The organism is Streptococcus iniae (assembly GCF_030732225.1).
Classification (GTDB): Bacteria; Bacillota; Bacilli; order Lactobacillales; family Streptococcaceae; genus Streptococcus; species Streptococcus iniae.
Window position 1 is genome coordinate 1,443,252 of the sequence record NZ_CP132230.1, and the last position, 14,482, is coordinate 1,457,733.

The 14,482-nt window shown below is 36.3% G+C and carries 11 protein-coding genes and 2 pseudogenes; 2 read left to right on the forward strand and 11 right to left on the reverse strand.

Going from position 1 to position 14,482, the window contains the following annotated elements:
• Window positions 1-5 precede the first annotated feature (5 nt).
• Window positions 6-1,181: an IS256 family transposase gene (locus Q9317_RS07100; RefSeq protein WP_003099060.1), complete on the reverse strand. Its 1,176-nt coding sequence runs from the start codon at window positions 1,179-1,181 to the stop codon at window positions 6-8.
• Window positions 1,182-1,701: 520 nt separating this feature from the next.
• On the opposite strand from Q9317_RS07100, the gene Q9317_RS07105 reads away from it, so the two are divergent.
• Both Q9317_RS07105 and Q9317_RS07110 read left to right on the forward strand, forming a co-directional pair.
• A protein-coding gene (locus Q9317_RS07105) for an IS3-like element IS981 family transposase (RefSeq protein ID WP_089180045.1) occupies window positions 1,702-2,813 on the forward strand; the annotation gives its coding sequence in 2 pieces (ribosomal slippage) (window positions 1,702-1,918 and window positions 1,918-2,813; 1,113 coding nt in all).
• Window positions 2,814-3,061: 248 nt separating this feature from the next.
• Window positions 3,062-4,237: an IS256 family transposase gene (locus tag Q9317_RS07110; RefSeq protein WP_003099060.1), complete on the forward strand. Its 1,176-nt coding sequence runs from the start codon at window positions 3,062-3,064 to the stop codon at window positions 4,235-4,237.
• Here Q9317_RS07110 and Q9317_RS07115 read toward each other — a convergent pair.
• The 10 genes and pseudogenes from Q9317_RS07115 to Q9317_RS07160 all read right to left on the reverse strand — a co-directional run bounded on the left by Q9317_RS07115 (window position 4,234) and on the right by Q9317_RS07160 (window position 14,472).
• Window positions 4,234-4,722 (reverse strand): ATP-binding cassette domain-containing protein, encoded by a 489-nt coding sequence (locus Q9317_RS07115; RefSeq protein WP_183121195.1) that lies wholly within the window; start codon window positions 4,720-4,722, stop codon window positions 4,234-4,236. The two genes, Q9317_RS07110 and Q9317_RS07115, sit on opposite strands and share 4 nt — an antisense overlap.
• Before the next feature lie 332 nt (window positions 4,723-5,054).
• A pseudogene (locus Q9317_RS07120) lies at window positions 5,055-5,555 on the reverse strand (ABC transporter permease); the annotation flags it as partial.
• Window positions 5,556-5,594: 39 nt separating this feature from the next.
• Window positions 5,595-6,700, reverse strand: a protein-coding gene (locus Q9317_RS07125; protein WP_089180041.1) for an IS3 family transposase whose coding sequence is annotated in 2 segments (ribosomal slippage) — window positions 5,595-6,424 and window positions 6,424-6,700 — 1,107 coding nt in all. Because the reading frame shifts where the segments join, the coding sequence is not laid out codon by codon here.
• Window positions 6,701-6,769: 69 nt separating this feature from the next.
• Window positions 6,770-7,063, reverse strand: a pseudogene (locus Q9317_RS07130) (ABC-2 family transporter protein); the annotation flags it as partial.
• Between the two features lies 1 nt (window position 7,064).
• Window positions 7,065-7,883, reverse strand: coding sequence for an ABC transporter permease (locus Q9317_RS07135; protein ID WP_003101368.1), 819 nt, complete (start codon window positions 7,881-7,883; stop codon window positions 7,065-7,067).
• A gap of 1 nt (window position 7,884) precedes the next feature.
• Complete coding sequence (locus Q9317_RS07140; protein ID WP_003101369.1) at window positions 7,885-8,877, reverse strand: ABC transporter ATP-binding protein; 993 nt, start codon at window positions 8,875-8,877, stop codon at window positions 7,885-7,887.
• Between the two features lie 275 nt (window positions 8,878-9,152).
• On the reverse strand, window positions 9,153-9,617 hold the full coding sequence (tnpA, locus tag Q9317_RS07145) for an IS200/IS605 family transposase (protein ID WP_003101370.1): 465 nt from the start codon (window positions 9,615-9,617) through the stop codon (window positions 9,153-9,155).
• A gap of 192 nt (window positions 9,618-9,809) precedes the next feature.
• Complete coding sequence (gene thrS, locus Q9317_RS07150; protein WP_003101371.1) at window positions 9,810-11,750, reverse strand: threonine--tRNA ligase; 1,941 nt, start codon at window positions 11,748-11,750, stop codon at window positions 9,810-9,812.
• Window positions 11,751-12,134: 384 nt separating this feature from the next.
• Complete coding sequence (locus tag Q9317_RS07155; protein ID WP_003101376.1) at window positions 12,135-13,472, reverse strand: glycosyltransferase family 4 protein; 1,338 nt, start codon at window positions 13,470-13,472, stop codon at window positions 12,135-12,137.
• Between the two features lies 1 nt (window position 13,473).
• On the reverse strand, window positions 13,474-14,472 hold the full coding sequence (locus Q9317_RS07160) for an LTA glycolipid anchor biosynthesis glycosyltransferase, IagA/BgsA family (RefSeq protein ID WP_305981537.1): 999 nt from the start codon (window positions 14,470-14,472) through the stop codon (window positions 13,474-13,476).
• Window positions 14,473-14,482: the final 10 nt, after the last annotated feature.

Consider the following 14,482-nt stretch of genomic DNA (forward strand, 5'->3'; position numbering starts at 1 on the left):
GAATATTAGTCAAATAAGCTATCAAGTGTGTCAAAACATACTCCGAATCCTTTATGAATACGAGCTCCGAACTTAATGTTATAGTCTTCGAAAATACTTACAAGGCATCGTTCTAAGGCTTCTTCATTTGGAAAAACCACCCTCTTCTTGCTTTGTCGCTTGATTTCTTTATTGAGTGATTCAATCAAGTTTGTAGAGTAAATACTAGACCAAATGTGATGTGGAAATTGATAGAAAGTTAGGAGATTTTCAGTTGTTTCAAGTGATGTCATAACCTTTTTGTAACGAGGTTTCCACTCAGAAACAAATTGTTCCAATAATTTAATAGCCTCCTGTAAATTTGTGGCACGATAAATCTGCTTGAACTGATTTAGAATAGGTGCCCTATCTACTCGTTTGACCTTACTGGAGATATTGCGACCAATGTGAACCAGACACCGTTGCTGTTTAGCCATTGGATAGGCTTGTTGGATGATTTGATCCACACCGTTAAGCCCGTCTGTAACAACTAGAGAAACTTGCTTAAGTCCTTGATTTTGTAGCCTCTTAAGAAGATCTGACCAAGAGACATTATTTTCATTAGGGGCAATCTCATAGCCAAGAACTGATTTATACCCTTCAGGCGTGATACCAAGTGCAATGTGAATACATTCTTTACTGACCGTACCTCGTCGCAAGGGTAAGTAAGTTCCGTCTAGATACAAGACTGAGTAGTTAGTTTGAAAGGAACGCTCATGAAAGGCAGTGACACTTTCTTGAGTCACTTTTGTGATATTTGACACCGTTGCTGGACTGTAGTGGTGACCATACATGCGCTCAATAATGTCACTGATTTCGCGTGTCGTAACGCCAGTTTGATAGAGTTTAATCACCATCTCTTCCAAGTGGTCATCTCGTCTAGCATAAGATGGTAATAAAACTGGTGAAAACTCGCCGTTTCGATCTCTTGGAATGATTAAATTGACTAAGCCATACTTCGTTTCAAACTGTCGAGAGTAGGTCCCATTACGGCTATTACCTGTATTGTAACCTTCTTTTTTATATGGCTCATATCCAAGGAAAGCTGATAGTTCAACCTGCAAGAGATCATTCATAGCTATTTCTAAAGAGGATCGAAAGAATTCATCAATATCTTGTTTTTGCGCTAGGAAGTTAAGTAATTCTGTGGTAAACTGAGTCATGGGAATAAATCTCTTTCTAGTGAAGTGTCGTAACTCTACTATACAGGATTTATTCCTTTTTTGTGTTTACACAAGATATTTTACACTACCAAATAATTTGCAAAATAAAACGATGTTATTATAACACTATATAAGACGATATAGTTGAACATGTCATTATCTAAAAACCCAAATAATATTATCATTGGAAGGAAGATGCTACTAAATAGTATGCTAGAGTGTAAGGCATAGAATCTCAGTTTAAAACTATACCTACTAGTATCAATCCAAGAATGAAAAATAAACTGATAATGTTAAATAATCCATAAATATGAAATTTTTTTCTTAATAAGGCAATTTCTATCAAAAAAATATTAATCAATTAATTCACGCTCCAATTCATCTATCTTTCCGGTATTTTTCATATGTTTAGCAACTTTTCCATCTTTAAGATAGATATATTCATCGCAAATATCATTAAGATGATGTTATCCTTAAATCTTAGAGTCACTATTGTATAATTTAGACAAAGGACAAAAACATGAAAAAACGCTACTCAAAAGAATTTAAAGAAACCCTTATCGCCTTCTATCATTCTGGTCAATCCGTCACCCAGCTGTCTAAAGAATACGACGTGGCCCCTGCAACAATTTATAAATGGATAGACCTCTACTCTAAATCTAATGAAAGCTCCGTCTCTAAAGCTGATTTTCTAGAATTAAAAAGACAACTGGCTAAAGTTAAGGAAGAACGAGACATCTTAAAAAAAGTATTGACCATATTCGCCGAGAAAAAGAAGTGAGTGCTGCGGATATGGCTCAAACCATACAAACTTTAGCACTCAATGTCAGACTAAGCTGTCAACTCCTTGATGTTCCTGAATCAAGTTATTATGAACGGATTAACCGACATCCATCTAAAACTCAATTAAGGAGACAATACCTGTCACTCAAAATTTCTCAACTCTTCAATGCTAACCGAGGAATCTATGGTGCTCCTAAAATTCATCATCTTCTATTTAAACAAGGGGAAAAAGTCGGGTTAAAACTGGTACAGAAGCTAATGAAGCAACTTCAACTCAAGTCTGTAGTCATTAAGAAATTTAAGCCTGGATACTCACTAAGTGATCACATCAATCGAAAAAATCTCATACAGACTGAACCTACAAAGAAAAATAAGGTTTGGTCAACCGACATTACTTATATTCCTACTCAACAAGGATGGGCTTATCTCTCAACCATTATGGATCGTTATACTAAAAAAGTCATTGCTTGGGATTTGGGCAAGCGAATGACTGTAGAATTAGTGCAAAGAACTTTAAATAAGGCCATTAAATCACAAGACTATCCAGAAGCTGTTATTCTTCATTCTGACCAAGGAAGCCAGTATACGAGTCTAGAGTATGAAGAGTTGCTTAAGTATTATGGGATGACTCACTCTTTCAGTCGAAGGGGATACCCTTATCATAATGCCAGTCTTGAATCTTGGCATGGACATTTAAAAAGAGAGTGGGTGTATCAATTTAAATATAAGAACTTTGAAGAAGCCTATCAGAGTATTTTCTGGTACATCGAAGCCTTTTATAATTCAAAACGAATCCATCAAAGTTTAGGGTATCTTACACCTAATCAATTTGAAAAGGTAAGTGCTTAAAATAAATAGATTAAAATTCTACGTTTGTTACTCTAAAAACTTGACTTAACCTCAAGAGTATCAAGTATGTGTGAGGATATTATTATTGTTGTTGTTTTCTTTAACTTAAGTAGTAGACGTTTTAATTGAAAGATATAATTAACATCAATACTATTAAAGGTAGTGTAAAATATCTTGTGTAAACACAAAAAAGGAATAAATCCTGTATAGTAGAGTTACGACACTTCACTAGAAAGAGATTTATTCCCATGACTCAGTTTACCACAGAATTACTTAACTTCCTAGCGCAAAAACAAGATATTGATGAATTCTTTCGATCCTCTTTAGAAATAGCTATGAATGATCTCTTGCAGGTTGAACTATCAGCTTTCCTTGGATATGAGCCATATAAAAAAGAAGGTTACAATACAGGTAATAGCCGTAATGGGACCTACTCTCGACAGTTTGAAACGAAGTATGGCTTAGTCAATTTAATCATTCCAAGAGATCGAAACGGCGAGTTTTCACCAGTTTTATTACCATCTTATGCTAGACGAGATGACCACTTGGAAGAGATGGTGATTAAACTCTATCAAACTGGCGTTACGACACGCGAAATCAGTGACATTATTGAGCGCATGTATGGTCACCACTACAGTCCAGCAACGGTGTCAAATATCACAAAAGTGACTCAAGAAAGTGTCACTGCCTTTCATGAGCGTTCCTTTCAAACTAACTACTCAGTCTTGTATCTAGACGGAACTTACTTACCCTTGCGACGAGGTACGGTCAGTAAAGAATGTATTCACATTGCACTTGGTATCACGCCTGAAGGGTATAAATCAGTTCTTGGCTATGAGATTGCCCCTAATGAAAATAATGTCTCTTGGTCAGATCTTCTTAAGAGGCTACAAAATCAAGGACTTAAGCAAGTTTCTCTAGTTGTTACAGACGGGCTTAACGGTGTGGATCAAATCATCCAACAAGCCTATCCAATGGCTAAACAGCAACGGTGTCTGGTTCACATTGGTCGCAATATCTCCAGTAAGGTCAAACGAGTAGATAGGGCACCTATTCTAAATCAGTTCAAGCAGATTTATCGTGCCACAAATTTACAGGAGGCTATTAAATTATTGGAACAATTTGTTTCTGAGTGGAAACCTCGTTACAAAAAGGTTATGACATCACTTGAAACAACTGAAAATCTCCTAACTTTCTATCAATTTCCACATCACATTTGGTCTAGTATTTACTCTACAAACTTGATTGAATCACTCAATAAAGAAATCAAGCGACAAAGCAAGAAGAGGGTGGTTTTTCCAAATGAAGAAGCCTTAGAACGATGCCTTGTAAGTATTTTCGAAGACTATAACATTAAGTTCGGAGCTCGTATTCATAAAGGATTCGGAGTATGTTTTGACACACTTGATAGCTTATTTGACTAATATTCAAAAACTCTACTCTTGTGTTTACACAAAATTATTGACAGTATCCTATTAAATGGTTCATCTAAAATAATTAAATCATAATCATTGATAAAAATATTAACCATTGACAATTTTTTTGTCATTCCTTGAGATAAATCACTGATTTGAGTATTCCTTTTTTCTTGAAGTTGCAATTCGTCTAAAATTGTAGAACACTTTTTTTCTGATTTTGAATACTTTAAAATGATGTTGACAAATTCTTCAACCGACATATAATCAAATGGAACAAGATCAGATGATATGTAAAGTATTTTGTCCTCATTTAAACCACTAACATCAAAAGCATCACTTGCTACTAAAAAGCGTGACAACACGTTCATCAATGTCGTTTTACCAGCACCATTACTACCAATCAAACCCACAATTTGATTATCTGCTATTTCCATTTGGCTGATATCCAACTCAAAATTAGAATACTTATGAACAATCTTATTTATTTTCAAAACAATAACCTCTAACTTCTTTAAATACTTCTCCTAAACTAAATAAATCTATTTCCGACATTATTTTCTCCTTGCAACTCTTACATTTTAGTATATATACTACCACATTAATGTGATTAGAATTATTAAATTATGATTAACTTTAGAGGGACTATAAAAAGCAAGCACTAGAGCTTGCTTCAAATAAAAATAGATAGCGACTAATATTACATTTAATTCGTAATAAACTTATACAACTACTTGTTTGCTTTATTTACAAAATTTGCTCATAAGTCTAACTGCTTTCCCCTTTAAAAATAACTGAATACCTATTTTCGGCTATTTGAGACATGTTATGATCCAGCACTTTCATAAGCATCTAAGCCTTTTTTCCACAACTGCAAGGCTATACCTATGAACAATAGAGAGACTAGGCATAAGCCCCCGACATTAAATGCCGCATTTTCTCCTTTTAAAAAATAACTTGCTGGGTAATAGGCCGTAAAGGCAAAGGGAATAATAAAGCTAATTAACCAGCGTAAAAAGTGATTATAGATTGACATTGGGTATTTGGCGAAATCATTAAACATGTAAAAGATATAAGTCACAGCGCCAGATTGCTTTGTCCAAAAGGCAATACTTGCTGTTGCAATTTTTAAAGAAGTGTAAATCAGTGTTGCAAATGGGATGGAGACAATAAAAAGCATCATCTTTGTCAATGACCAGTCTATACTTGAAAAACTTGTAGACAATAAGAAGATACCTACAAGTAATTCACCCAAAGCATCTACTTGAAAGGTCTCAACCAAAACATGAAAGAGTGGACTAATTGGTCTAGTTAAATATTTTGAAAAGGCAACAGTTTTCTGTACAAGATTTATAAAGTGTTTTTATTAGACCGTTAATCTTTTGGTCATGGGCGTCTGATAGTTTAGACTACCATGAATGCGGTGGTGATTCCACCAGTGGACATAGTCCTTGGTTTTAAGGGCCAATTCTTCTAGCGTCTGGAAAGTTTCCTGGTGGACAAATTCTATTTTGAAAGCGCGATAGGTGCTCTCAGCTACGGCATTGTCGTAAGGACAACCTGCTTGACTAAGTGAGCGTTTGATATCAAAGGCTGTAAGCACATCATCTATCAAGGCATTGTCGAACTCTTTTCCTCTGTCCGAATGGAATATCTTGACCTTGGTCAGAGCGTAAGGAATACTCTGAATCGCTTGTTTCACCAGCTCTGCTGTCTTGTGCCAACCAACCGATAAGCCAATGATTTCACGGTTGTAGAGGTCCATAATGAAACAAACATAAGCCCAGCCATTACCGACACGAACGTAGGTTAAGTCTGTCACTAAAGCTTTTAGAGGCTTTTCTTGATGAAATTGTCTGGCTAAGTGATTAGGAATAGCTACCTCATTCTTACCTTTTGAATGTGGCTTGAAGACTGCTTTCTGATAAACAGATACTAAGTTGAGTCTGTGCATGATGCGACGAATCCGACGACGAGACCGCTGGATACCTTCATTTTCCAAACATTTCTTGATTTTCCTAGCACCGTATCTGGCCTTACTTTCGAGAAAAATAGCTTTGATATTTTCTTCAAGTTCCGCTTCAGAGACTGGTTTAACAGTCTTGTAGTAATAGCTAGAACGAGGAATGTTCAACCAACGACACATAGCTGAAATGCTATATTTATCCTTATTAGCAGTGATTACTTCTCTTTTCGTGCCATAATCACTGCCGCTTGCTTTAGGATATCTAGCTGCATTTCGAGTTCTTTATTGCGTTTTCGGAGTTCAATCAGTTCACGCTGTTCATCTGTCAGATTATCAATCGTTTTAAATGACCCAGTTGTTTTTGCCTGACGAACCCACTTATCGAAGGTTGATGGGGTTAACTCATATTCTTTGATAAGCTCACTTCGTTTCATCCCTGCATGGTGAAGGTCAACGATTTGTTGCTTAAAGTCATCAGTGAAGTGGCGACGTATTTTTCTAGACATCATATTCTCCTATTTTCTTTAGTGTAGAACACTTTATAAATTCTGTCTAGTTTAGTGTAACCGATTCAATTTATCAAAATCACCCTTTCGAACAAGTCTTTGACCCAAAGCCCAAAGGTTATCAAAAAAAAGATGATCTATACCTTTAGGAATTAAAGAAAAGCCATAGATAAAAGCAATTTCTTGGAATTTCCAACCTTCTAAGGATGGAATGTGCTGAAAAAGAACTTTCAAAAACAAAAGATTTAGCCCTTGCGTTAAAAAAACACCTAGAACCCCTACAAAAAAATCAACCTTATATTCCATAATTTGCTTGAGGTATTGTTTGATAAAAATAGCATGCATATGTTGGTATTTTCTCATCTTAACCTCCTTGAATAGTAATGTGTGATTGCACCTTTTTCCAAATTACTTGAGATAAAGCTATCATTACTAATAACCAAAAAACTTGAGTAAGTAAAGCCACAAGCAGTTCTGAACCTTGATATTTTCCAATAACTATCATGACAGGTGTATAAATTAAAGATGAAAATGGTAAAAAGCCTAAAATAGCTGCAATTACTTTAGGGAAAAAAACGAGTGGAATCAAACTGCCTGACATAAAGGCTACCAAAGAATTTTTCAATAAGTTTGACCCCCAAAGGTTTTTAAAAACAAATGCTGTAAAACCAAAACAAATATTAAAGTAAAAATTAATCAAAAATGCTAGGACTAGACTGATTAAATAAGAAAAGAGTGTCATAAGAAGCACGAATAGTGATTGTCCAGCAAAAAGTTTCATTATAACAATAAGTACTAAAAATGGTAGCCCAACACTCAAAAAGACAATCCACCTAAATCCAATCTCCATAAAAAGATAGGAAGTCGCAAAGTGAACGGGACGCAAAAGCCTCATGATAATAGAGCCATCTTTAACTTCTTCTCCTATCATGAAAGAACTATCTGATTTTGTCAGTAAATTGGTCACAAAACTCATGATAATATAAAGAGTCACATCGGCTAAAGTAAAGCCCTCAATCAGGGCTTGGTGGGAAGATTCAAAGACCGCTTTCCAAAGGTAAAAAGCGACAAAAGCCCCCATAACATCACCAATGCGATATAAAAAGAAGTTAACCCGATAAGTTATTAATTCTTGAATGCCAGCACTAATAAAAGGCTTGTAACGTTTCCAAAAACTAAACATCTTACAACTCCTTTCGGTAAAAACGACGAATAATATCCTCAATATCCACATCAGTCATTTTTAAATCTCTAACCACAAATTCAGCCATTGTCTTTTGAATGATATCTGCTGTATGGTAATAAGAACTGTCATATTGAATTTCTAACTGTAAGTCTTTACGGAAAACTTTGATATTTTGTAAGCTAGCAAAATGTGACTGACGATTTTCTTGACCTGGTGCCAATTCAAAGGCCAAACTTTTCATTTTTCCAAATTTCGCCTTAAGCTCAGAGACAGTACCGTCAAAAAGTTCTTGACCCTTATCAATCATAAAAATACGATTACAAAGTTGCTCAATATCACTCAAATCATGTGTGGTTAATAAAATTGTGGTATTTTCTTCTTGGTTAATATGAGTGATAGCTTTGCGAATATTATCTTTAACAGATACATCTAAACCAATCGTCGGTTCATCTAAAAAAAGCACCTTAGGGTTATGTAACAAAGAAGCCGCAATATCTGCTCTCATGCGTTGACCAAGAGATAAGGTTCGAACAGGGTCTTTAATAAAATCTCCTAAATCTAAAACCTCATTCAAGAAATCCATTCGCTTTTGAAAAGCCTTATCAGGCACATCATAGATTTCTTTTAAAACCGTATATGTCTCTTGTAAAGCTAAATCCCACCACAACTGTGTTCTTTGACCAAAGACAACACCAATATCCTTTACATAGTCTTGGCGATTTTCCTGAGGGATTTTACCATTAATTCTACAAAATCCAGAGCTTGGTTTTAAAATACCAGTTAACATTTTAATGGTTGTTGATTTTCCAGCACCATTTGCACCAATGAATCCTAATATTTGCCCTTCAGGTACTTCAAATGAAAGGTCTTTAACTGCTTCAAAGGTTTCTTTTTGTGGTCTCATAAAGGACCTGAACGCTCCCGCTAACCCCGGTTCCTTAAGGGTTTTAATAAAATTCTTTTGAAGATGAGACACTTCAATCATTGCCATCTGTCTTATTCCTCATTTCCTTAACTCTTTCCAAAATGTCATCAGCTTATCACATTTTCTTTTTTGCTGATTATTTTGTTAGCGCTTTATTATAACATAACAAAATAAACGGTGCAATCGCTTGCTTAAACTAATCATAACCACCCGTCTAACGGGTGGTTTGAACAAGGGCTATAAGCCCAGAATACAAGCCAGCGTCTAAAGGCGCTGGCTTTCACTTTGTTCAAGCCTTATTGCTCTTGACTCGTCACTTGCCTCTCAAAGAGGCCTTTGTATTACTTGCCACTATCCCTAAAGGGATCTTCATATTCTTTTACACTTAATTTATCCACTGCTATATCATGTTTCTCTTGATCTTGTATGTATTTTTTTATTGTGGCTTCATTCAATCCAACTGTACTTACATAATAACCTTCAGCCCAAAAATGTCGATTACCAAACTTATATTTGAGATTGGCGTGTTTATCAAACATCATGAGTGCGCTTTTTCCTTTTAAATATCCCATAAAACTTGAAACACTAATTCTTGGGGGAATACTTACCAACATGTGGACATGGTCTGGCATCAAATGACCTTCAATTATTTCTACACCTTTATAGCTACACAGTCTCTGAAAAATCTCACCGAGACTACTTCTGTATTGATTATAGATTATTTTTCGTCTATACTTAGGGGTGAACACAATGTGATATTTACACATCCACTTTGTGTGTGATAAGCTATGTGCCTTCTGTGCCATATTTCGACTCCTTTCGCTTTACAATTGGCTTGAACACCTATATTGGACCGCGTTAGGAGTCTTTTGGGTATAACCTTTGATGCACACCCGCATAGCGGGTGGTTTTTTGTTTCACACCTTCGGAGTGAAACGGACTAAAAGTCACATAAACTAAAAAGAAGCCTCTATAGGCTCCTTTAAACAATAATTATTTTATTCAGCGTCTGGTCGTGATTTACGTGCAATATCAGCTAAAATGGTATCAACAAACTCTGGTAAACTTTCTGTATGTGTCGCTTTGCTTCCATAGCGACGAACGTTAACAGATTTATCTTCCATCTCCTTATCACCAACAATTAATTGGTAAGGGATTTTACTTGTTTGAGAAGCGCGGATTTTATACTGCATTTTTTCATTACGATCATCCACATCAGCACGCACGCCACGGTCACGAAGGGCTTTTGCCACTTCCCAAGCGTAGTCGATATGGGCTTCATTTGAAATTGGAATAACCGTTACTTGATGTGGTGCCAACCAAATTGGGAAAGCCCCTTTATAAGTTTCAATCAAAATAGCTGTAAAACGTTCCATAGTTGAGATAACACCGCGGTGAATCATCACAGGACGATGCTCTTCTCCGTCAGCCCCAATATATTTAAGGTCAAAACGTTCTGGTAACAAGAAATCTAACTGAATCGTTGACAAGGTTTCTTCATTGCCAAGAGCAGTTTTAACTTGAATATCTAGTTTAGGACCATAAAAGGCTGCTTCGCCTTCAGCTTCAAAGTAGTCTACTTCCATCTCATCAAGAGCGGCTTTTAACATGCTTTGTGCATTTTCCCACATCTCATCATTATCATAATATTTTTCCTTATCTTCAGGATCACGATATGATAGACGGAAACGGTAATCTGTCAAATTAAAGTCTGCATAAACATCAATAATTAATTGAAGAGCACGTTGGAATTCTTCTTGAATCTGCTCTGGTGTGACAAATAGATGCCCGTCATTGAGAGTCATTTCACGCACACGTTGGAGACCTGATAAAGCACCTGATTTTTCATAGCGGTGCATCATACCAAGCTCAGCAATACGAATAGGTAACTCACGGTAAGAATGCACGTGGTTTTTATAAACCTGAATATGGTGAGGACAGTTCATCGGACGAAGAACAAATTCTTCTCCATCTCCCATATCCATTGTTGGGAACATGTCATCTTGGTAATGCTCCCAGTGACCAGATGTTTTGTAAAGATCTACAGATGCAAGAGGTGGTGTGTAAACATGTTGATAACCTGAAGCTAATTCTTTATCCGTAATATAGCGTTCTAAGGTACGACGAATAGTTGCACCGTCAGGTAGCCAGAAAGGAAGTCCTTGACCAACTTCTTGACTAATCATAAAGAGGTCAAGTTCTTTACCAAGTTTACGGTGATCACGCTCTTTCGCTTCTTCAATGCGTTGAAGGTATGCTTTAAGGTCTTTTTTATCAAACCAAGCAGTTCCATAAACACGTTGCATCATCGCATTATCGCTATTACCACGCCAGTATGCTCCAGCAACATTAAGAAGATGGAAGACTTGGATGCGTCCTGTTGATGGCACATGTGGCCCACGACACAAGTCTACAAACTCGCCTTGACGGTAAATCGTTAACCCGGCATCTGCATGTTCACTAATGAGTTCAACCTTATAAGGATCGTCTTTAAAGATTTCAAGTGCTTCTTCTTTTGACACTTCCTCACGAATACATGGGTGGTTTTCTTTCACAATTTTTTGCATTTCAGCTTCAATGCGTGGAAGATCTTCATTTGAAATCTGCCCAGCTGCGTTATCAGTATCGTAATAGAAGCCTTCAGCAATAGCTGGTCCTACTCCTAAGTGAATATCTGGGAAAAGACGTTTTGCAGCTTGTGCAAATAAATGCGCTGCTGAGTGACGCAAAACATCAAAAGCATCTTCATGGTCTGGGGTAACAATTTCAATACTACCATCTTCTTCAATTGCTCTGTTTGTGTCAATCAATTGACCATTGAATTTTCCAGCCAAAGCTTTTTTGGCAAGTGAATTGCTAATTGATTGTGCAATATCGAAAGTTGTTACACCAGATTCAAACTCACGTACTGCACCATCTGGAAAAGTAATTTTAATCATCCTAATCTCCTTTGTTTGGTTACTTCTCACCGATTCTTATAAAAATAAAAAGCGACATCCCAAAAAGGACGTCGCAACGTGGTTCCACCTTCATTTGTCTATGACAAAAAAAGCCATAAACCTCTGATTGGTTATAAGGGAACCACCCTTTTATGTTTGCATAAAATCAGTGGAAGGAGTATTACATTAGTCATCCTGTGCTCTTTTCACCAACCAGCACTCGCTTCAAAAGATGTTTCTAATCTAACATGTCTTCTGTTTTATTATAGCAATAATCAAAAATAATTCAAGTGATTTTACTGTAAAATTAATCAGACCGCTCTACCTCTAGGTGCTACAAACTATTTTTTATAATTAATGGCCCTAAACCTTTACCAGTATTGCCTAATAATCTAGAAAATCTTTGATTGCATTTACCATTTTCAATGGTGCCTTAACCACTTTGACAGAAGTCTGAGCAGTCGCTTTAGCTGCACGTTTTGGCAAAGTCGTTGCTGTTTGAACCAATTTTAAAGGTTCTCGTTTCTCAGTACCACTAACATAAAGTGATAGTTTTCGATCCTCTTTAGTATTTTTACTAATTAAAGTATCTAAGTAAAACCTATAAATAGAACTACCAAAGTGTTGGGCAGAAATCTCATGGCGTTTTTGTTCTAAAACATCCAACTGCATCTCAGGTGTTTCTATAATAGCATCAATGATGGCATCTGCAAGTTCATCTTCTCTGCTATATAAGGTTCCAAACATTCTGTCTGTAATCAAATCGTCTAGGTATGGATTACTTTGAGCAATAATAGGTTTACCACTTGCCAAACTCTCAATATAAGTCAATCCCTGTGTCTCACTTGTTGATGCACTAATAAAGAAATCACAGGCCTTGTAGTAATAGGCCACTTTTTCATGGGCAATCATACCCGTAAAAATAACGTTTGAAGTGATTGCTAACTCATGTGCTAGTGCTTTTAAATCAGCTAAATAAGGGCCATCTCCAACAACAACCAACTTAACGAAGGGATTCTCAGCCAAAACTTCCGGTAAGTGTTTTAAGATAGCTTGGATATTTTTTTCAAAAGACACACGAGACAAACTTAATAAAAAGGTTTCATTTTCAGCAATTCCTAAATCGGTTTTCAGTTGTGCAACTGCTTCTTTTGAAAAGTCATCTCTAATATAATTTTCCAAAGCAATTCCCGTTGGAATCACCCGTTTTGGAATTTTAACCTCATAGCCATCCAACAGATTTAAAACAATTCTACTTGGACAAACAACGCCGTCTAAATCCTTGAGATAGCCACGTAAAATCGGCTTAATCATACTAGGGCGAATTAATTTGCCATTTGCAATGTATGAAACATAGTCCTCGTATTGCGTGTGATAGGTATGTACGACTGGTATTCTTAAGGCTTTGCCCACCATTTTTCCCAATAAGCCAAGACTAAATTCCGTTTGCGTATGAATAATGTCAAGATTATACTGCTTTGCAATTTTATAAGAAGAAATGAGACCACGATAGACCACACGACGGTCTGTAAAAGAAACAAAGGGAACACTTGGCAGACGAATGATGGTTGGATCTTCAAAGCGTTTGACATTTTTATCTGTAGTTGTAAAAATGTAAACCTCATGACCTTCTTTTTCAAGTTCTTTTTTTAGGGTACGAATACTAGTTGCGACACCTGATACTTGTGGGAAATAAGTGTCTGTAAATAGTCCAACTCGCATGTTATAACTCCATTACTTTTTGATAAGTAGCCACTAATTCTGAAGCGATATTTTCCAGGCTATTTTTTTGTGCAACCCGATAACCTGCCTCTATTTTATTGCTCTCTCCATCAAAAATATCATTAAGGGCTTTGACAAATCCAGGAACATCATCTGCCAAATTAGCACTCTCTTGATTTAGCCAACCAGAATAAACAGGAATATCTCTGAGCACAATATGTTGGCGACTTGCTAAAGCTTCTAAGACAACAATACCTTCTGTTTCTTCACGACTTGGAAAAAAGAAAGCATCACTTCCTGTCATTGCTCCTTCATAAACCGGCCCTTTAATGTAACCTGGAAAAATAACATTTTTAGGGTGATTTTTGCTAACTAACTGACGAACATCTTGTGGAATCATCCACTTGTTGGTTTCCCCAAACCAAATAAAACGAACATCTGGCATAGCTTCGGCAACTTTAATAAAGTCATCAATACCTTTACGAAGAAAGAATAGGCCTGCACCCATGACAACTTTTTCACCCTCTTTAATATTAAAATAATCACGAAAAGCCGCTTGCTTATCAAGCTTTGCACCATACTGTTTCAAGTCAATACCGTTTGAAATAGCATAAACAGGCTTTGTAATCCCATAATTTTCAATTAAGGATTTTGAATAAGGCGTTGGTGTAATAATAGCATCAGCCTGTTGATAAAAACGGCAAAGATGGCGCTTAAAAAGAGGAGACAAAAGATTGGAAAAAACAAAAGAATTTCTAAAGTCTTCCTCTGTTGAATGCCCATGCATAATGACTTTTTTTCCTTGTTTTTGAGCCTTTTTCATGATATGCCAACTCATGGGTCCATATGAATTGATATGAACCAAATCATAGTCATCATTAGGATTTCTTGTGTAGCTTTGACCTGCTATATCCAATGCACGCATCTGATGTGTAATAGCACGACCAATTCCTGATTTTTTTAATTGTTTTTCAGCTTCTAAATATAGTAAGACTTTCATTTCTCTATTA